This window comes from Pristimantibacillus sp. Z349TD_6 (assembly GCF_056173205.1).
The window spans coordinates 3,976,451-3,995,622 of sequence record NZ_CM149662.1; the positions used below are offsets into that span (position 1 = coordinate 3,976,451).

At 41.9% G+C, this 19,172-nt stretch carries 17 protein-coding genes and 1 riboswitch; of the genes, 2 read left to right on the plus strand and 15 right to left on the minus strand.

Going from position 1 to position 19,172, the window contains the following annotated elements; all coding sequences use genetic code 11:
* Window positions 1-138: 138 nt before the first annotated feature.
* The 7 genes from AC0VYE_RS17215 to AC0VYE_RS17245 form a co-directional block, all read right to left on the minus strand.
* Window positions 139-675 carry a flavodoxin family protein gene (locus tag AC0VYE_RS17215; RefSeq protein WP_475442364.1) on the minus strand — a complete coding sequence of 179 codons (537 nt, stop codon included), beginning with the start codon at window positions 673-675 and terminating at the stop codon, window positions 139-141.
* 38 nt (window positions 676-713) lie between these two features.
* On the minus strand, window positions 714-1,523 hold the full coding sequence (locus tag AC0VYE_RS17220; RefSeq protein ID WP_475442365.1) for a transporter substrate-binding domain-containing protein: 810 nt from the start codon (window positions 1,521-1,523) through the stop codon (window positions 714-716).
* Window positions 1,524-1,753: 230 nt separating this feature from the next.
* Window positions 1,754-2,677, minus strand: coding sequence for a UDP-N-acetylmuramate dehydrogenase (murB, locus tag AC0VYE_RS17225; protein ID WP_475442366.1), 924 nt, complete (start codon window positions 2,675-2,677; stop codon window positions 1,754-1,756).
* Window positions 2,678-2,970: 293 nt separating this feature from the next.
* Window positions 2,971-3,702, minus strand: a complete 732-nt coding sequence (locus AC0VYE_RS17230; protein ID WP_475442367.1) for a DUF5643 domain-containing protein — start codon at window positions 3,700-3,702, stop codon at window positions 2,971-2,973.
* Between the two features lie 160 nt (window positions 3,703-3,862).
* Complete coding sequence (locus tag AC0VYE_RS17235) at window positions 3,863-6,709, minus strand: AAA family ATPase (protein ID WP_475442368.1); 2,847 nt, start codon at window positions 6,707-6,709, stop codon at window positions 3,863-3,865.
* A complete protein-coding gene (locus tag AC0VYE_RS17240; protein WP_475442369.1) occupies window positions 6,699-7,277 on the minus strand; it encodes an ABC-three component system middle component 1 in 579 nt (192 codons plus the stop codon). Before AC0VYE_RS17240 ends, AC0VYE_RS17235 begins: the two co-directional genes overlap by 11 nt.
* Before the next feature lie 2 nt (window positions 7,278-7,279).
* Window positions 7,280-8,917: an ABC-three component system protein gene (locus tag AC0VYE_RS17245; protein WP_475442370.1), complete on the minus strand. Its 1,638-nt coding sequence runs from the start codon at window positions 8,915-8,917 to the stop codon at window positions 7,280-7,282.
* Between the two features lie 166 nt (window positions 8,918-9,083).
* A riboswitch (guanidine-I (ykkC/yxkD leader) is annotated at window positions 9,084-9,181 on the plus strand.
* Window positions 9,182-9,253: 72 nt separating this feature from the next.
* On the opposite strand from AC0VYE_RS17245, the gene AC0VYE_RS17250 reads away from it, so the two are divergent.
* Both AC0VYE_RS17250 and AC0VYE_RS17255 read left to right on the plus strand, forming a co-directional pair.
* Window positions 9,254-9,595, plus strand: a complete 342-nt coding sequence (locus tag AC0VYE_RS17250) for a DMT family transporter (RefSeq protein ID WP_475442371.1) — start codon at window positions 9,254-9,256, stop codon at window positions 9,593-9,595.
* Window positions 9,595-9,909 (plus strand): DMT family transporter, encoded by a 315-nt coding sequence (locus AC0VYE_RS17255; protein WP_076265992.1) that lies wholly within the window; start codon window positions 9,595-9,597, stop codon window positions 9,907-9,909. The genes AC0VYE_RS17250 and AC0VYE_RS17255 overlap by 1 nt, the downstream gene beginning before the upstream one ends.
* A 115-nt stretch (window positions 9,910-10,024) precedes the next feature.
* Here AC0VYE_RS17255 and AC0VYE_RS17260 read toward each other — a convergent pair whose 3' ends face one another.
* The 8 genes from AC0VYE_RS17260 to AC0VYE_RS17295 are packed head-to-tail and all read right to left on the minus strand — an operon-like array spanning window position 10,025 to window position 19,156.
* Window positions 10,025-11,287 carry an ATP-grasp domain-containing protein gene (locus AC0VYE_RS17260; protein WP_475442372.1) on the minus strand — a complete coding sequence of 421 codons (1,263 nt, stop codon included), beginning with the start codon at window positions 11,285-11,287 and terminating at the stop codon, window positions 10,025-10,027.
* Window positions 11,288-11,338: 51 nt separating this feature from the next.
* Window positions 11,339-12,553 (minus strand): MFS transporter, encoded by a 1,215-nt coding sequence (locus AC0VYE_RS17265; RefSeq protein ID WP_475442373.1) that lies wholly within the window; start codon window positions 12,551-12,553, stop codon window positions 11,339-11,341.
* The gene (locus AC0VYE_RS17270; RefSeq protein WP_475442374.1) at window positions 12,543-13,481 is read right to left on the minus strand and encodes a transketolase family protein; all 939 of its coding nucleotides are present in this window, start codon (window positions 13,479-13,481) and stop codon (window positions 12,543-12,545) included. The genes AC0VYE_RS17265 and AC0VYE_RS17270 overlap by 11 nt, the downstream gene beginning before the upstream one ends.
* On the minus strand, window positions 13,478-14,278 hold the full coding sequence (locus AC0VYE_RS17275; RefSeq protein WP_076265988.1) for a 1-deoxy-D-xylulose-5-phosphate synthase N-terminal domain-containing protein: 801 nt from the start codon (window positions 14,276-14,278) through the stop codon (window positions 13,478-13,480). The genes AC0VYE_RS17270 and AC0VYE_RS17275 overlap by 4 nt, the downstream gene beginning before the upstream one ends.
* The gene (locus AC0VYE_RS17280; RefSeq protein ID WP_475442375.1) at window positions 14,279-16,126 is read right to left on the minus strand and encodes a M20/M25/M40 family metallo-hydrolase; all 1,848 of its coding nucleotides are present in this window, start codon (window positions 16,124-16,126) and stop codon (window positions 14,279-14,281) included.
* The gene (argC, locus tag AC0VYE_RS17285) at window positions 16,126-17,178 is read right to left on the minus strand and encodes an N-acetyl-gamma-glutamyl-phosphate reductase (RefSeq protein ID WP_475442376.1); all 1,053 of its coding nucleotides are present in this window, start codon (window positions 17,176-17,178) and stop codon (window positions 16,126-16,128) included. The genes AC0VYE_RS17280 and argC overlap by 1 nt, the downstream gene beginning before the upstream one ends.
* Entirely contained in the window at window positions 17,175-18,500 is a 1,326-nt protein-coding gene (locus AC0VYE_RS17290; RefSeq protein ID WP_475442377.1) for a DegT/DnrJ/EryC1/StrS aminotransferase family protein, read from the minus strand. The genes argC and AC0VYE_RS17290 overlap by 4 nt, the downstream gene beginning before the upstream one ends.
* On the minus strand, window positions 18,497-19,156 hold the full coding sequence (locus tag AC0VYE_RS17295) for a degT/DnrJ/EryC1/StrS aminotransferase (RefSeq protein WP_475442378.1): 660 nt from the start codon (window positions 19,154-19,156) through the stop codon (window positions 18,497-18,499). The genes AC0VYE_RS17290 and AC0VYE_RS17295 overlap by 4 nt, the downstream gene beginning before the upstream one ends.
* Between the last annotated feature and the right edge of the window lie 16 nt (window positions 19,157-19,172).

Here is a 19,172-nt window from a genome sequence, read left to right on the forward strand (position 1 = left end):
TAATATTAGGCTTTGCATGAGCAGTTACTTTTCCCGGCAATTTGATTTGCCATTCCTATCACCTCCCTGCCTCTTTACATTATAAAATGAATTCAGATGTTGTTACAACGTGTGAATTCCTCTAAATTTACATTTTGATTAAGTATGCCACTTTTTCCGGATTTCCTCCACAGTGGCCAAAGCAATGATATCTTGCAAAATATCGCCAGGCTTGTTGCCTCTCCCAAGGATGTAACCTGCAAAATTTGTGCCCGTATAGCTGAAAATATATTGAAATTGCTGAACAAGCGGAATTCCTTTCAGATGGGGCTCGTCATCTCCTATACCGATGACCCAGGCTGTTTTTGACGCAAAACTAGATAGAAACTCGGTCTTATTCTCTCTTAATGATTGAGACCATCTGTCAATGAATGTCTTCGTAAGGCCTGATGCGCCATACCAGTAGATAGGCGTCGCGAACACCAATACATCTTGTGCCTTTACGCGTTCGATCAGATGATGGTAATCATCATTTGGGTAAGGCTCTTTCTCAGAATGCCGGTAATCGACAATAGGCTCGATATTATAGTCAGATAAGTGAATTTTATCTGCTTCAAATCCTTCAACTAATAAATTCGCTAGTTGATCCGAGTTTCCATTTTTGCGGGAGCTTCCATAAATCACTGCAATTCCCATTGTGAATAATCACCTCCACATTTAAAAGTATTAAGCCTTTATTTTGAAAAGTCCTGACCAAGCCAATCCGTGCTAAGCTTTGCGAGGGTTCCATCCGCTTTCATTTCTTTTATCGTTTGATCCACAGCGTCGGCAAGTTTCTTTGACTCGGGGTCGTCTTTACGGAGTACATACTGGATATGCCCCTCATTAAGCGCATCTCCTACTGCTTTGAGCTTGCCTTGCGGATCTTTGATCGGAAGAAGGAAGTCTGCGCTTATTGTTGCGTCAACCCGTCCGTTAGTGATTTGAAGAACTTCATCGTTAGCATCGTTTTGCTGGTACACGATTTTTATTGCGCCATCATGCTCCTTATTGTAATTTTCAAGGATTTGAGCTTGAGCGCTGGTCGGGCCGATCAGCACTTTTTTTCCTTTCAAATCATCTAAAGACTTGATCGATTCATTGTTTACTGCTGCAATAATAATTTTGTTCCGCCAATAAGCGTAAGGTTCTTCGTTAAAATAAAACTTTTGTTCACGCTCAGGATTTTTCTCGAATAGATGCGCGGCTATATCGATCTTTTTCGTTTCTAGACTTAATAGAATGTTGGAAAATTCCATCGTTTGAAACTCAAATTCATACTCTTTCAGACGTTTGTCTATCTCTCTGATCACCTCAACGTCGTAACCTGTTAACTTTCCGTTATCATCGAGAAAAGCGACTTGCTCGAAATCATTGCCAGTGCCGACAATTACTTTTTTAACCCCCGCGGCTGATTCTCCTTTATTGCTGCTGCCATTATTGGAGCACGCTGTAATAACAAATAAGAAAACAAGGGCAAACGCAAATACATTAAACTTTTTCAAAATCGTTTCCTCCAATTTGGTTGTGTATTAAACGCATAATCCCTACGGGTTAAGTGAGGATTAAAGGCTGAGATAACTGTAGCATTCACACCCGCTTGAGGTCAATTGATTACATAATAGATAAATTTTATATAAGAAACCAAAAATGCTATATAAATATAAATATTGTAAAAAATCCAAAGACCCTCGCCAATTGAATGGGAAGGGTCTTTGAACTTTAATCGTTTGTTTTAGTTTTGGCTATCCTCACCAATCACAATGACTTCTGTTTCTAAATCTATGCCAAAGTTTTGTTTTACCGTCGTCTTAATAACTTCGATCAAATCAATGTAATCTTGGGATGTAGCATGATCCACATTTACAATGAAACCTGCATGTTTCGTGGATACCTCAGCTCCTCCGATTCGTTTCCCTTGCAAACCGCTGTCTTGTATCAGTTTTCCAGCAAAGTATCCAGGCGGGCGTTTGAATACACTGCCGCATGAAGGATATTCCAATGGCTGTTTACTTTCTCGCGCAAAAGTGAACTCATCCATTTTTTGTTTAATATCGGCATATTCAGCTTGTTTAAGATTAAATACAGCTTCGAGCACAACATATTTATTTGCAGAAATATTACTCTTCCGATAACTTAATGACAGATCCTCACTTGATAATGTGAGAAGCTCGCCTGCTTCATTCATTACTAAAGCTTTGACTAATACATCCGAAATTTGTCCGCCATAGGCTCCTGCATTCATATACAATGCACCACCGACCGTACCTGGGATGCCGCATGCAAATTCAAGTCCAGACAGATGCTGTTCTAATGCTTGCCTAGACACATCTATAATCGAAGCTCCAGCTTGCGCAATAATTGTACTATTTTCGGTTCGAACTTCATTCAAGTTTTTTAAATGCATCGTAATCCCGCGAAGGCCGCCATCCTTCACGATAAGATTGGAGCCATGCCCCAAGAGGGTTACTGGAACATTCTCTTCTTTCGCAATTTTATATACAGTGCTTATTTCATCATATTTATTTGGAGTAATGAATACATCTGCATTCCCCCCTAATTTTGTATATGCGTGATTTTTAACGGGTTCAGCAAGCTTAATATTCAAGTCGGGCAGTTGATTTAATATACGTTTATAAAGGTTCAATTCATTATTCATAAAAGTTGTTCCCATTCGTTCATTATCATTCGTTTCACCTTTTCTTGTTGTTGTTAAAGCTTTGAAATTTCAACTTTAAATTATAGCACATTTTTCCGATTAATATTACCCTTTAATCAAATGTTGTTATTTAAAAATGTAATCAATCCTATTTCCCACATATCATTAAATTATCGTTTCTCCTTATTAAATATGCAACAAAAAAGAGCAGGATACGATCCTGCTCACTTTTTTAATGGCTTAATCTGAAGCAACCATTGCATGTCCTCTCATAAGCCTTAATGTCATATCATTTATTTCTTTATTTCAATGACAATATCATCTAATTTAATTTGTTCTCTACCTCTTCCTGATTTTTTAGGCATTACAATTTCTTTTGAACCTTCATCTCTCGTTATTTCTAATGATCCATGATTTTCGGCAGTGTGTTCATACAAGTTTATCTGAGATGTCAGTATAAGCTTAGTAGCATTAGGGTCTAATTTTTCAAAAGTTTTACTCCAGTTCATGTTATAGCCGCCTCGCTCACCTGCTCCTCCATTGCCTTTACCTACATAATGATTGCCTAAGTCGTCTTTAATTTCGATATCCACATCTACAGCATCCCATTCATTTCTTGTCTCATCCGAAATCACTTGATTGTAATAAACGATAAAGCTCATGGGGGCCTCCAGCATAATCAACTCTTCTTCTGCCGATTTTTCGGAGCTCAATTCCATTTCATTAGTGGTGAATTCTACTCTTTTACTATTTTTTCTGTAATAATCAATAACCTTAAACTTGGCTATAGCACAAATCCATTTCCTGAAATCAGTCGAATCGCCATGGAATTTATTCGAATTGTTCCATATGGATAACAAAATATCGTTCATACATTCTTCAATAACTCCCTCGTTCTCAAGCGGGGACAGCACTTTATAAGTTACCCCTTTTATTAAGGGCAAATAGGTATCAACGATATATTCTAAAGCATCTTCTTTTTGTCGCTTTAATCGTTGGATGAAATTTTTATCATTAGACTTCATTAGCGATTCTCCTTATTTTTTTGTAAAAGCTTTTACACTATATACAACGAAGTTGGAAATTTTTATTCTCATGTTTAGATTAATTATATTTTTAGGCCATTTATAATAAAAAAGTCGATCCCTTAATCGTACAGGAAATCGACTTTTTATGATTGAGTTTTTATGAGTCTGCTTTTGAAAATATGGCAATCGGCTTCTTATCCGTAGCTTCTACTACTCGCTGCTCAAATGTTGGTCCTGCTTCTGAATAGGAATCATATTCAATAATGCCTACATTCAGCATTCTGAACTTCTTTCTCATGACCTGATAGAACGTCGAATCATGTGTTGAGATAATAAATTGTTTATGATTTTGCAATTTTGAATCAGCTAAATTACGTATAAGATCAATTAATGCAGCCACATTCAAGTCATCCATGCTTTGCACAGGGTCATCCATAGCGACAAAGGACAGTGGTGACCAAGATTGCGTAAGCGCCATGGCCAAAAAGAATGAAATCGCAGTGGCATTCACCTGGGCTGCGCTAAATATGTACGAGGGATTTGCTTCTTGGTGACCAAGGGCCGCATCTTCTCTCGTCATCACTTTGAGAAATAAGCGATTGCTGTTGAATTTTTTCCCCGTATCATAATCGATCTCGGTGAACACGGGATGAGAGTTGATTCTGACAAAGATGGAACGCATAGTATCGAACATTTGATCCATGACTCGTTCATTCAAGCCGCGAATGGCATCTGGCACGGCCTGCTCGGCATCCTTTAGAGCGGCAACCAGGTCTTCGATGGTTCGAAGACCTTCTTCCACTCGTTCTATGACCTTATGCTTGGCAGTTTTTTGTTGCTGTAATTGTTCGAGCAGTGCGAGATCTGCGTTTGCTCGGAAAGCATCTAATAATTGTGTTGCTGCTCCGTGCTTACGAGTATTTTCGAGCAATGACTCTTCAATCAAGCTAGCCTTTGCGTCTAACTGTTCTGCAACTGCGCTCCAATCCGTTGTTTGAGCACTGGCACCCATAATTCCTTCTGCCGTTAGCTTACCTAGCCAAACAACGACATCATCTTGTAGATGCTTAAGTTCTCTCTCTTTGCTCTCCCTTGGCAGGGATGAGAACGATGTAGCAATCGTAATAAGCTGCTTGCGTAAATGATCTACTTGTTTATTACCTTCATCCAGCTTAGTCAGTAACTGCTCTTTCAGAGCTGACGTTTGAATAGGGATATCCAACTCATCAGCCAATGCTTTGAAATCATTGTAGCTCTTGTCCATTAACTGCATTTTTTTGTGCAAATCGTAGTGCTTTGCTTGTAAATCTGCCACTTGATCGAGCAATTGGGTATGCAGATCACTCCATTCCTGCATGGTGGCATGAAGATTGATTAGACTTTCTTTAACATTCGCTTTTGCTTCAAACAGCTGGTCATGATAGATTTGTCGTTGTAATTCAAGCTCGAGGCTCTTCTTTTCTGCGCTAGCTAAATCGGGATGAATGGCATCCATCTGGACGCTGACATAGTTTTGCAGGCGTAAAGAATCAACATCTTCTATTCCACAGGCAGGGCAGCAATCTAGCTCTGGCTGTTCAATAGCAACCTGTAGAACATGCTTTAGAAAAGCTTTATGTTTCTTTTCATGAAGCACAAGCTGCTGTACAAATTCCAACTGCTGCTTGTGTAAACGATCAGCCTCCAAAAAAGCGTTTTCCAAATCTGTTTGTTCACGACACCGCAGCTCTAACTCTCGTAATGAATGATAGAGTGCGAGTCGAGGAGTCTCCTCTAAGCGTGGATAAGCCATGGCAAAGTTACCGCTCATCCCATCAAATTTTTTACGGTTGTTTGCCTGAAGCCATAATTTTTTCACTTCATTTAACGCTTCAAATAAGTGATCGGCTCTATGCTGAATTGCCGTTGTTTGCTGCTGTAAATCCTCATTCAGCTGTTCGTTTTGGAGCTTGATCTGTTCGTTTTGCAAAAAACTATCTGCTTCTTCATTGAGCCTGAGCAATTTTTGAATTGTATTTAAGAGTTCATCTAGCGTTTGAGTAAGGCGACTTTCTCGTTCCCATTGCATTAGAAGTGGAAGCTTTTCCTGTAATGAGGTCATAGCATCTTTTGCTAGATCGAGCCGTCTGATTGTATCATTTTCCAAAAGATTTCGTTCCTGAACGAGAGCTTCTATTTGCTCCTCGGCTTCTTTGATCAATGAAATAACCTGATCTTCATCTTCTGAAACAGCTGTTTTTTGAAAGATATCTTCATAGTTATGAAGTGCTGTTGACCATTGATTGTTTCGTGATGCAGGCGAGAATTCCGAGATTTCCAGCTTAATGCCTTGAATGCGGTGCTCCAGCGTATCTTCCTCTGCAATCAGCTGCCCACGCTTTTGGCTAAATGCCAGTTTTCTTTCTTCCAGCTCCACCCTTGCTTTATGTACGAGTTCTCCATAGCTCGCAAATTGCTCTGTGCCGAAAATTCGGGAAACCGAATTGTAGCGATCCTTCTCCTTCATGCCTCTTAGAATGCCATTCATCCGTTCTTGACATAGAAGATGAGTAAGAAACAAGCTTTTGTTTAAATCCACTTTATCGAGCCATTCCGCGTGGACGAGCTTCTCTTTTAAAACGTCTTCTGCCTCCTTGTCAGGTACCTTCTCACCATTAATCTCAACTTCAAGCAAATGGGCTCCGCTATCTGTCCTTACATTCGTATTGGCGATTCCCGTACGTGTTACTGTGATTTGCAAGTCTGAATTTCCTAGCTCAATGATTACTTTTGGAGCTCTATCCCCGGCAAAATGATTCCCGATGTATCGATATAATTTTCGTTCGGGGTCTTGCTCATAACGATAAATACTACCTGTTAATCCCCATTCGATCGCGTCAAAAAAAGAGGTTTTTCCGTAACCATTTGGGCCATGTAAAATGACAATGCTTGTATTGGGAAATTCAAATCTTCGCTTCTCATTAAACCCGCGGAATGCTTCTATTGTGATTGCATTAATCCTCATGGCTGAGCACCTCTGCTAACACTGGAATATTTAAAGATGATAATAGCTTGTCCACAGATTGGTCTTCAGCTTGAAACAAAGCTTTACTTAACCGTTCATTCGTCGATTGTTGAACACAGGATTGCCATTGCTGGAGAAAATGCCGATCATGAAACCAAAGGCGCTCGAGCTGGTGCTCGGGCAGCTTAGTTTGAAAGTCTAAAGGCAGTTTTTCAGCTAAACGATTTAAATCAGAGCTCGTGATGATAATCTTGCGAAAGAAAAAGCGGTTTGACTCGATGCGCTTTTTCAAAGCATTGCTTATCTCTTGCGCGTCTACAAAGAGGACTAAATACATGTCCCAACGCAAATCATCTAGTTCGCCGGGCAGCTGATTCTGTACCCGGTAAGCAAATTGATAAGCTGCTCGCTCCCAGTGGTTCTCGAGTGATGATGGAGAATCATAGGAAACGACTGCAAAAATTTGCTTCGCAGAAAAGTAAAGGGCATCTATGTGCCTAATCGATACATTTGTTAGTTTCTCAAGGTCAGATTGTTGGTCAAAAAAGTCAAATATCTGTTGCACCATTTTCAAATCACACTCCTTAGTCGCGTGCAAATTTCTTCATAACTCACTTCATGTCTAACTTCACGCAAGCAAGAGGAACAACTGATACTGACCGTTCCGGATAAGCGATTGGATTCTAAACCTTCGAAGATGGTTAACTTCGTGTCTTGAGCAAATTGTAGTAATATTTTGGAAAAGTCAGCTTTACGGCCATTGTTGCAATGCTCGCATAGGTTTTCTGGGTTGCCTTTTGCGAGTGATTCCGAATTAATATTCTCGAGCAGCAAGCGATAGGGGAATAAGTCCGAATGGTCTCTGGACTTCATATAAGATTGAAAAGAATTGGTATAAAGTTTAGTCATAAATCCGATGACGACCTCAGGCATCGTTTCTTTAGCCTGGGAGTAGAGCATACGCACCCAGCGATCGGAATCCAGCTGAAGATTGGACAAATGAACCCATTCCTCAGGATCGATAAAGTTCCAATCGGGATATACCAAATTTACGAGTGCCAGCAGCTCCCATAGCTCGCGCAGACCGGCTTCTCCTTCAGGAAGACGAATGTTTGCAAATTGGTACAGCTTTAAAAACAGCTGCAATCTGCTTTCTTCCATCTCCTTCAGCTTTCGAAGAACATCATTCATAGAAGCAATAAGTTTTGTTCTTATTTCGTCATCATTTTTGAAACGTCGTATGAAGATGGTATCCAGTGCTTGTCGGTGAATCTCAAATTGATCGTTTAAGCGAGCCTGCATCTTAGATACATTAGCTGATCCTGCTGGCTTGTCCGACTGGTCTAAGGAAGTTGTAGGCTCTGGGCGGTTATCATGGATACCAAACGGTGGAGGATCAAAAGTGCCTAGTACGTCTAGTAATAGTCCTTTTAGAATATCGTAGTTTGTTGAGAGATGTCCTTGCAGCAGATCTAGAATGGTGCCATGATCACCGGGCAGCGACCTGGCAAGCGCGTACTTGGTTGAATGTCCCATAGTAGGAACAGCACTTCCCTCCTCGACTACGGTATCCTTGTCTCCGAAGCAGTAAATGGACGTGAAGAAGCTCTTAAGTTCTCCTTGAGCATCAAAAAAGCTGCGGTTCATATCATCCAAAAAAGCGTTGTTTGAACGCAGCTGTTCGATTTGCTTATGATTCTGAAAGCGCTTTATTAAATGGTGAAATTCAGCGAATTTAGAGCCGTTATAAGGTGTTGCATAGCTAATAAAGCCACCGATCCGTTCTAATCCTTTTTTACGATGCAAATATTCGTTGAGTAGGAATCGTTTACCGATTAATCCTCCCATACTGTGGCCAACGATAACGATTTTCTCATATTTTCTATAGGTATACCCATCCAAAATAGCCTTTAATTGAATAGCAAGCTGGTCTATGGACAGAGGACTTTTTTTACTGACACTAATTTTTTGACCTAAAACGTCAAACTCTCCTTCGATTCCAAAAATGCTGCTGATGAGCTTAGAGGTGTCATATGTAACGATACCAATATCCGTATCCGTGATGTCCGGATCTGATGCGATGAGCTCTGCCCAGTCTCTGCCTGGCTTTACCCACGTTTCAGGAGCGCCCAAACCATGAATCAGCAAGACAAGCATCTTGCCATTGCTTCCCGGTTTTCTCGGTTTCAGTTCGATCTGCATCGACATGTTCAGCTTCCCCTTTCTCCTAATGCTTTCCTATTATTTTATATCAAGCATATATGGTTTCCAAGGGTTGTACTACATGTTCTGGAAGATCTTTTTTTGTTATTTTCCATTTTATGAGTATTGTAATTGATTCGGATATGTGTATAATACAAGGTAATTGAATAAATGAAATGTTTTCTAGGGTTCCGCAGCATAACTGTTGGTCTGGTCCGAGAGAAAACTCACAGCGATGCTGTGTCACGGAAGGATAAAAGCCTGGGAGAAACTGTTAAACAGTTTACTCTTAGGCTTTTTTTTTATGTTTTTTGGCAACAATAAATTTGGAGGTGTATTTTGGTGAATTCGAATTGGATTAAAGTATTTATTGCCGCTTTTTTCGAGGTTTTTTGGGTGATTGGCTTAAAACACGCGGATGACTTCTTGACGTGGACAGGAACTGTTATTTCTATTATTATCAGCTTCTATTTAATGATCGCTGCAGGCAAAAAACTGCCCGTCGGAACGGTATATGCTGTTTTTGTAGGAATGGGTACGGCAGGAACTGTTTTTTCTGAAATCATATTTTTTGGAGAACCATTTAAATGGACCAAAATGTTGTTGATTTTACTTTTATTAGCTGGAGTCATGGGCTTGAAATTAGTTACGAAGGATAAAGATCAGAAAGGAGCTGTATCCTAATGGCTTGGATTTCTCTTATATTTGCAGGATTGTTTGAAATGTTTGGTGTTGCGATGATTAATAAATTGCATAAGGATCGCAATTGGCAGTCCGTTGTATTATTAACGATCGGATTTTTAGCAAGCTTCCTATTTCTTGCTTATTCCATGAAAACACTGCCTATGGGAACAACATACGCCATTTGGACGGGGATTGGAGCGTCAGGCGGAGCTATATTGGGAATGCTTTTATATGGAGAATCAAAAGACTGGAAAAGGGTTGTTTTTATAGCAATGGTATTAGGTTCAGCCGTAGGGTTGAAGCTTGTCTCTTAAAGGCTGTCATTTGATATGATCATTCGTGGAATTATAGCTTCATTCTATTTATGGAAGGAACAGGCTCATAAAGAGCCTGTTCCCTGCTTATTCAGACTCAAATCTTATCTTAGGTCTACCCCGCTGCACTCTCTGTTTCTAGCTGCTGATACACGACCGTTAACGTTTCTTTCAGGGCAAGGGCTAGTTCTTTCGCTTCTTGAGGGGTGTTGCCAACTGTAATGAAGTATCCCAATCGATCATCCGAGCTTTTTGCTTCTGAGACCAAATCTCCTTCAGCTGCCGTTAGCTGTGCTCGGATAACATTTATATGTTGTTCTAAATCGGCAAAGCCTTCAATTCCATCAAAAATACCCTCTCGATCGGCGGTCACATAAGCAATTGAAGCTGCGCGGTTAAACCGTTTCTGAATATTGATCGGTTTGTCTAAATAATAGTTAACGGTCGCTTCAAATATATCGACACCGAACGCTTGCACTAATAAATCCGATGAAATGTTGTCGCCTCCTGGCCTGCCGTTCACCTCGATAATTCGTGGACCCGTATTTGTAAGCTTCACTTCTACGTGACTTGGTCCATTCACTATCCCAATAGCTCTCAAAGCATCAACAGCCGTACGAATGATGTGATCCTCATGCTCTACATGCACTGAAGTAGGTAATGTATGAAGAATTTCAACAAAATAAGGAAGCGGTGAGGTCAATTTTTCAGTAACGGCCGAGAAAATCGGTTCACCCTCTTTAACGAATAATTCGACACTAAATTCTGGACCATCCAAGTACTCTTCAATTAAATACTCATCGCGGACTTTAAAGTCCATATAAGTTACTTTAAACGCTAAGATCGTATCAATAGCATGCTTCAGTTCATTTTCATCAGTTATGAAATAAACATTTTGACTGCTTGCGCAATTCGTCGGTTTTAATACGATAGGAAATCCGATCTCTTCCGCAGCTGCTAATGCATCTTCGTAAGTTCTCACTTTTTTGAATTTTGCACTCGGAACTTGATGTTCAGCATAAGCTTCTCTAGCCAAATCTTTGTTTCGCGACTTTAAAGCTGCTTCGTATGGTACTCCTCTAAGTCCAATCCGCTCTGCTACCTTCGCAGTTACGTGAGAGGCGTAATCCGTAGCAGGAATTAACGCATCCAGTTGATTCGCATAGGGGGAGCTAACAATCGCTTGATAGAGTGACTCTTCATCTCGAATATCTGCGACAATCAAATCATGGTAGATCCCTTCATATCCATACTTTTGCGGATTTTCCGTGGAAGAAACGATGGAAATAACTTTATGTCCCTGTTCAAAAGCGACTCTCGCAAAACTAACGCCGTAGAAACTTGGTTCAACAAAAGCAACTGTTTTAATTGCTGTCATCTTTTTATCCTCCTTTAATAGTTATGAAATAAGTGGTTAGCAATGCAAATTTCAAGCTTCCAGTTTGCTTTTTTGTGTCGCTTTACTATTCATCACAAAGTACACAATAAATCCGATGAACATCAAGCCGCTCATACAGATAAAGCCCGCGCCTGGAGAGAAACGATCAATGACAAGGCCAAGCCCTGTGGCGGACAGGGTCTGCAAGAGCAAGGAAATCGCCATCCAGACCGAAGTCGCTCGACCCATGTAGGATTTGGCTACCGATTCCATCAGCGTCGTTGTCATCAAAATACGTAACGAAGAGTTCGTTAATCCAATCAACACACTGCCAAGGTACAAAAGCAGAATCAAATGGTTAAACGCTACAGCGAGCAGGCTCAGCACGGATATCATAAAAAATAATAGTATCGTTCCATGTTGTGATATTTTCTTAGCTAAGGGTGCTGCAATAAAACCTGACAATAATCCCCCAATGCCATAAAACATATCTGATAAACCGAATACAACGGAATCACCTTGCACCGTGTTGCTTACATAACCAGGTAGAACGACGTTGTATATCATCGTAGAAACGAGTGGAACAATCGATACAATACCAAGCAAGAAAATAAATGGACGTTCCGCCAGATACGTTAGGCCATTCTTAAACGTTGCAAAGAAGGACTCTTTATCATTTTCAAAAGGGATAGGTGTATATTGAATTCGACTAAGGAAGAAGCTGCTCACGATAAAGGCGATCGCATTTAGAAGAAGAATGATCTCAAAACCAACGAATTTGTACAACACTCCTGAAAGTGCACCAGCCATAAACATCCCTACTTGCAAGCTGATTTCAATTAAGGAGTTTCCATTAATGAGGTCCTTCTCCGATAGGATTTCTTGAACCAGGCTTCGAGAAGCCGTCATATACACGGTCCAGCCCATCCCGTTAATAATGGCAAAGGCATAAAGATATTCAATTCGGAATCCCGTCCATACAAAAGCACCTGTTATGATTAACAAGGCAATCGCCCGAATGCCATTGGCCCATAAGATTATCGTTTTTCGATTCCATTTATCGATTAGGGTGCCTACGAATGCGGAGATGAGAAAACCAGCAATAACATTTAAGGAAAGCATGTACCCTATGGCGGTAATCGAATTTGTCTGATCCATGAGATACCAGTTCGCACCAATCGTACTCATGCCTACGCCGAATCCGGAAATAATATCAGCGAAGGAATAATGGCGGAAGTTTCTTTGTTTAAGTACGCTAAAAACCATCCTTACCTCCTAGAATATTCTGGATTTGTTGTTGCAGTGGTTCAAACCCAAATCCTAAATAGTCTAGAACTTCAGCATGCGTACCGCCGTAGATCGGCCATTTCTCACCGCAATGATGTGAGTGAACTTGATGCTTAGGCAATAATAAGGCTAGATAGGACGCCGTACTGCCGGTTGCTCGATGCTCCTCAACGACCAGAAATTGGTCAGCTAAACCGCTTAAGTGTTGAATATAGGGTTTCAAGCTTTGAATGTCGACGTAACATAAATGCGCATGTACGAGAGTGTCGTCCTCTTGAACGATCTGCTTGCAAAGTTCTGTTGCTTGTTCACCCACGGAAATTAAGCATAGTTTGGATCGATCAGTACGTGCTCCACCTTCTACAATTAAGTTTCTGCAGCTCTCGTCCTCTGCTCGATCAAGGCTGTCAAAGGCATCATTTCTAGAAAGTCGAATATAATACGGCTCCTCTGATGCTGCTGCTTCACGTATCACTCTTCGTGTTTCCTGCTCGCCATGAGGGCAAGCGATCCGTATGTTTTGAAACGCTTGGAGGACAGCGATGTCCTCCAAGGCATGATGTGTCGTTCCAAACCAGCCGCCTGATACCCCTCCATACGCAGCTACAACCTTCACGTTTTTCCCCATATATCCCATTGTCAGCTTAATGCTTTCCGCTGCTCGCAATGCAGCAAAGGAAGCAAAAGTTGAAAAGAATGGCACATAACCTGCTTCAGCAATACCGGCTGCCATATCAATACCGGCTAGTTCTGCAATGCCAAGATTAAAAAAACGCTGGGGATGCTGCTGTCCAAAAGGATGATTTTTGCCTCCTAGATCTGCTTCAATACATACAATTTGCTCGTTGCTGGAAGCAAGCATAGTCAGCTCATCTTTATAGGCATCTCTACCTGACTTCTTGGTCATAATAAACTCACCTTCCATTTATGGGCGAGCTTCTCCGGGATTTTAACATAATGCGCTTCGGGGTTTCCTTCAATCGCTGCAACACCTTTTCCTTTTATCGTATTGGCTAGGACGGCTACTGGTCTATCTGGATCTGGTTCAATTGCGGCAAGGATTTCTTCGAAATGATGGCCGTTGATTTCCTTGACAGCAAAGCCAAACGCTTCAAATCTTTGCCGGAGATTGCGAAGCGGTGATATGTCATGCACATAACCATCGTTTTGGCCTCCGTTGCAATCGACGATATATACAAAATTAGTGATCGACTGGGCTTGGACAATCTGTGCGGTTTCCCAGCACAATCCTTCCTGCAGCTCCCCATCTCCACCGATCACAATCCCTAGTCCATTCGTTTGTTTCATCTTTTGTGCCAGTGCCCAGCCTGCTGCGTACGGAATGCCATGTCCCAAACTGCCTGTAGCGAAGGGGATGCCTGACAGTTTATGATTAGGGTGACCTGTGAACAAAGAGCCTGCTTTCCCATAGCTATCCGCTGGGTTATCCTTGATCATCCCGTATACATGGAGCGCGGCATATAATGCTGCTGCAGCATGCCCTTTGCTAAGAATGATGAGCGTATTTGGATCTTCCACATATTTCGAATACGCACCAATCAATAAGTCAATCGCAGAAAGACTTCCGCCGATATGGCATCCTGTAGGTGATGCAGCCATGTCAATGATCAGTTTCCTCGCTTCTTTCGCCTTATTAACCAGCATAGAAATTTCTTCCCTTTGAATATCGATTGCCAGCTCCATTTATTCCTCCAATCTCAGCCGAAACCATTCGTTTACAGCTTCTTTTAAAATCGTTCTGGTCTGCTCTACCTCACCATAATGTAAATATTCATCATTCGTATGATCCAAGCTGGAATCACCGGGACCATAAGCTACCATAGGGACGGAATCCCAAGTTGTGGCCAGCGTATTCATGTCGCTCGTTCCACGTTTTTTGATATAGTGAATGGATTTCTCCTGCTTAGCGAAACTGCGAACAAAAGCTTTGACTAAGGAGCCTGTGCGAGAGTTCGAAAATCCTGGTGTTGCACGCAAGATGTCAACAGTCACATTTTCACCAAATGACAAATCAATTTTTTTCTGATAATCGTTGCCTGCCGCTGGTGATATTCTAAAGTTTAACGTCCCTTTTACCGTCAAAAAGCCTCGTTCATTGTGATGCTCGATATCAATTAATGAGGATAAGGAATGTGGATCGATATCACGTACGAGAACACGAATGTCCGATACAACACTGTACAATTCGTCGATAACACTCTGGCTATCTTTGGCAGCGGTATGCTCCTGCGCGCGATGAATGGTAATTTCCAGCTTAAAGAGACCGTAATAACCGAGGGTCAAGCTCTCTACCCCGCTCGGTTCCCCAATAATAACCGCATCCGCCTTGTAGTGATCTCGAATGAAATGAGCACCTTTTGAAGATGATATTTCTTCTTCGACTGCACCAATTACAAGTAATGATCCCTGTTCTGGCACCTCAACTTCTTGCAGCAAATGAATGAAATTAACAAAGCAGCCTTTAGCATCCACGATTCCCCTGCCCGTAATGCCTTTGGAGTCGGATCGAACAGGCCAAACATGCGGAACCGTATCTATATGCCCTAATAAGAGCAGCGTGTGGGGGCCATTCCCTTTGCGGAAAACGATGTTCCCAGCGTGGTCTATTTCCGCTGAAACCGAAGGCTGCTTAATCGTCTCTAATAAGTAGTGTGCAAGCACATGCTCATCTTGAGAGACCGAAGGAATGCGGGCCACTTTATTCAATAAATCGAATGCGCCGAGCTCCCGATCCATGTTCCAAAACCACGTTTTACCGGGTGCTTCCAAGGTATGAGGACCGGTTATATTTACATCACAGATGCCCTGCTGGATTGCTAATTGGGCTGCGCGCACTTTTTGCTTCATGCGCCCTTTTACAAAGCTTAATTCATCATTCGTATAGACATTTTGTATCGTTGAATGTTTATCTTCAATATCTTCCAGTAAACCTGCAGTTCCAGTAACAAAGCGCAGGTGATGCGCTTCTAAGTCCACTGCTAAGTGAGCAGCGAGCACATCTGCATCGATGTTTATGTACACATCCAGTTCTGGATCTAATATTGGTGGAGAAACACATACAACATCAAAGGCCTGTAAAGCAGATTTCAGAAATGCCACATGACTGCCCACGAAATGACCGAACAACGAATCACGGACAATGATCGTTTTTTGATCCTTAATCACTTTAAGGGGTTTTGCTTTCTCGCCATAGACAAGACCTTGATCTCCACCAAGCTGTGAGTAGACAGAAAGACCGTATGCCTTCAGCTGTGTATGTATAGTGGGCAAAATAATCTCATGATAGGCTGCACGGATAATCGGCATCTCTTCGGGTGAACAGTACCGTACTTCATCCCCAGACGGCAATGTAAGAAAAGGCATCGCACGAGGAATGGATTCATATTTTTGCTTAATGGCTTCGGCACCGCCTGCCACAAGCAGCACTTGATTTCCTCGCTTAACGATACGGCTAATTTCTTCAAAAATGTGAGGATGGTTTACAATCGTACTGCTGCCGAGCTTGATTACATATAAGCTGCCGCTGCTCATCAGGGCCACGCTCCCTCAAATTCAAATGTCAATCCCGCCTCCTCAGAGTATCCAAAATAGTTGTTTGCTGCCTGTATGGCTTGCCCTGCAGCTCCTTTAATTAAATTATCGATGGTTGCGATGGAAACACAATTTCGTCCATCCACATAAGCACCGATTTCTGCATAATTTGTTCCTGCTACTGTTTTGATCATAGGTGAACCATTTCCCGAGTTAAAATAATGAAGAAAATTTTTGGATGAATACGTGCCGTAGAATGCTTTTTTTACATCTACATCTGTTACGTGCTCCTTTAGCAAGGAATACGAGGTTGCCATAATTCCTCGGGGAAGATCAAGACTATAGACCGAAAACTGCAAATCTACCAATTGATTCAAATGATAGGATAATGCATGCACGACTTCGGGCTGATGACGATGACCATGAACTTTATAAGCTCTGAAGTTATGGGAGCGCTCCGCATGATGCTCTGTTGTTGATTTTCCGCCGCCGCTGGAGCCCGTCTTGGCATCAGTGATTACACGGCCTTCAATTAAGCCATGCGCTACAAGCGGATAAAGTGTATACAGCGTCGCCACCGCCATGCAGCCCGGAAGATTGACTACTTTTGCTTCGAGATTGATTTTGCTGAACTCTGGAATATAGTAGTGCCAACCGCCTTCAAATGCATGTTTTAATGTTTCTGGATAATGTTGATGTAATATATCGGGGTCGGATATACGATAATCCCCGCTTAGATTAAAGATATAGTCTGTATGCTCTGCAACATGCTGGATAATCTTAGGCAAGGAGCCTGTAGGCAAACAGGAGAAAATCGCATCGTAATGACCTTCTAAATCGGATATTTTGTTGAACTTTAGCGAGCTGAGCTTCTTTTTATGAATAGAACCGATATAGAACTTATCCACCGGGTATCCCGCCTTTGATTCGGAGGACACAAACTGAACTTCAAAATGAGGATGCTTATTGAGCAGCCTGTATAACTCAGCGCCAGTGAACCCGCTGCCGCCTAAAATGGCTACTCGTTTCTTTTGTTGTTCTGCTGTACTCATCCTAATCTAGCGTCTCTTTCATACAGCACTTTAAGATCGCTGCCTCGCTCTACCAGTTCACGAATCATATGCGGGTTCGCATCAATTTTTTTGAAAGCCAAGGCGTAAGCTTGAATTCGCTCATATTCTATAGGCGTTCTTAATTCTCTGCATATCGTTAAGCTGTTTCTAAGCATCTTCAATGTTTCAGGGAAATGGTTCAAATCGTAACCAAAATCTTGACGGTCCGATAACGTAAACGGATAACCATTTCCAAAGCCTTTTCGATTTTTGAATGGCAGATGCCCAGGTATCGGTACATTTTGCCACTCTCTAGCAAATACGCCTTCAGAATTAATGAGCTGCTGAACGGCATCTTTTACAAGATAATCCTCCAAGTCCTCAAGCCCAAGTCGCTCGGGTGAGAGTTTAACGCGATACATATTATAACTGTGCTTATACCCATCCGGTACGAATGGACCGCTAAACAGTTTTGTTTCTGAAAGCTCTTTCGTTAGATAAGCTGCATTCCGTGCTCGAATGGCATCATAATAAGGGAGGCGGGAAAGCTGGCTCAAACCAAAAGCAGCTGCAATCCACGACATGCGGTAATCAATGCCTGATGAATCAAGGAACGCGAGTGCGCGCTCATAATCCTCTTTTTCTTTGAAAAAAGCGATGCCTCCTTCCCCGCCTACAGGAAAGTTTTTATCGGCCATTAAGCTTTGCCCTGCACTGTCTCCAATCGAACCGGCGAGTTGTTGATGGATTGATGCGGAATGCGCATGAGAAGCATCCTCTACAAGGCGAAGCGAATACTTGTCAGTCAGACATCTCAATGCAGGTAAATCAGCAGGCAGGCCATGTACATGCACGGGCATGATTGCCTTTGTCTTTTTCGTTATGGCTTGCTCTGCTTTTAGTGGATCTAAGCAATAGGTTATAGGGTCAATGTCCACAAAAATAGGGATCGCTTTCGCTGCAACAACAGCTTGAGCGGTTGCAATGAATGTGAATGCAGGCACGATCACCTCATCCCCGGGCTGTACACCTGCCCCAACTAATGCGAGGTGCAGGCTGGATGTACCGCTTGCTGTAGCAATCGCATAATTCGCCCCTACATAATTGCGGTACGTTTCTTTGAACTCATCGACAACTTGCTCTCCATCCTGCTGGATGGAGATAAGCATTTGGATGACATCTTCCTTCGTAATGATTGGGAAATTCGTCTTCCTTACATCCTCTGGAATAATAGATGGTCCTCCCAGAAAGGCTAAAGGTGCTTGAACCCAATCATCCGAAGGCAGCGCTAACGGCTTGCGAATAAAATCCGACTTCATCATGATTGGTTCCTCCTTAAGAGTGTTAACTTCACACATGCTGCTACGAGCGGGCTAAGCCTGTAGTTGAACTGCAAGGCTGGCTGCAGGTCAGGTTCACTTTCTTCCTGTGTCCACATCGTTTGTAAATCAAAGGCACCAAAAATCTTCAAGCGCTCTGCTTTTTTCCAAATATTATCATCATTTGCAGCGATGGCAGCAACCGGTCCAAAACCTAATCCCGTAAAATCCAAAACGAGAACGGGAGCGCGGTCGCTGGCTTTAAAAATGATCTGGTCCAACTGATGAAGATTTTTCCAATTAACCTCAACGGTCGCATAAGCCTGCTTTACGTGTGGATCTGAAATGAGTGTGATTCCTAACCAATGAATAAACTTTTTTTCCTGCTCATTCGGATGATCCAGTCGTGCAGAAGTATGGTAGCCTAAGTCCTGTCCCCACAGCGCACCGTGAATCGCACCGGTGTAACTATTAAATAAGGAGACATATTTCTTGTTGGTCAGCTTGGCTATCCCTTTCTCCAATCCTTTTAATTCAAGATCATTTTTTTCAATACTCATAATGACGCCTGAATTTAGTACTCTCGATAATACAAATGACAATGAAAAATAGTTTTCTTTTTGGATGACAGATTCTGGTTTCGTTAACGTTTCTCCCATTTCCTATTTAACCTCC

Bases quoted from the DNA above. Each gene is read 5' to 3' on its own strand.
- AC0VYE_RS17215 (WP_475442364.1), bottom strand. From the start codon at position 675: ATGGGAATTGCAGTGATTTATGGAAGCTCCCGCAAAAATGGAAACTCG.
- murB (WP_475442366.1), bottom strand. From the start codon at position 2,677: ATGAATAATGAATTGAACCTTTATAAACGTATATTAAATCAACTGCCC.
- AC0VYE_RS17230 (WP_475442367.1), bottom strand. From the start codon at position 3,702: ATGAAGTCTAATGATAAAAATTTCATCCAACGATTAAAGCGACAAAAA.
- AC0VYE_RS17235 (WP_475442368.1), bottom strand. From the start codon at position 6,709: ATGAGGATTAATGCAATCACAATAGAAGCATTCCGCGGGTTTAATGAG.
- AC0VYE_RS17240 (WP_475442369.1), bottom strand. From the start codon at position 7,277: ATGGTGCAACAGATATTTGACTTTTTTGACCAACAATCTGACCTTGAG.
- AC0VYE_RS17245 (WP_475442370.1), bottom strand. From the start codon at position 8,917: ATGTCGATGCAGATCGAACTGAAACCGAGAAAACCGGGAAGCAATGGC.
- AC0VYE_RS17255 (WP_076265992.1), top strand. From the start codon at position 9,595: ATGGCTTGGATTTCTCTTATATTTGCAGGATTGTTTGAAATGTTTGGT.
- AC0VYE_RS17260 (WP_475442372.1), bottom strand. From the start codon at position 11,287: ATGACAGCAATTAAAACAGTTGCTTTTGTTGAACCAAGTTTCTACGGC.
- AC0VYE_RS17265 (WP_475442373.1), bottom strand. From the start codon at position 12,553: ATGGTTTTTAGCGTACTTAAACAAAGAAACTTCCGCCATTATTCCTTC.
- AC0VYE_RS17270 (WP_475442374.1), bottom strand. From the start codon at position 13,481: ATGACCAAGAAGTCAGGTAGAGATGCCTATAAAGATGAGCTGACTATG.
- AC0VYE_RS17275 (WP_076265988.1), bottom strand. From the start codon at position 14,278: ATGGAGCTGGCAATCGATATTCAAAGGGAAGAAATTTCTATGCTGGTT.
- AC0VYE_RS17280 (WP_475442375.1), bottom strand. From the start codon at position 16,126: ATGAGCAGCGGCAGCTTATATGTAATCAAGCTCGGCAGCAGTACGATT.
- argC (WP_475442376.1), bottom strand. From the start codon at position 17,178: ATGAGTACAGCAGAACAACAAAAGAAACGAGTAGCCATTTTAGGCGGC.
- AC0VYE_RS17290 (WP_475442377.1), bottom strand. From the start codon at position 18,500: ATGATGAAGTCGGATTTTATTCGCAAGCCGTTAGCGCTGCCTTCGGAT.
- AC0VYE_RS17295 (WP_475442378.1), bottom strand. From the start codon at position 19,156: ATGGGAGAAACGTTAACGAAACCAGAATCTGTCATCCAAAAAGAAAAC.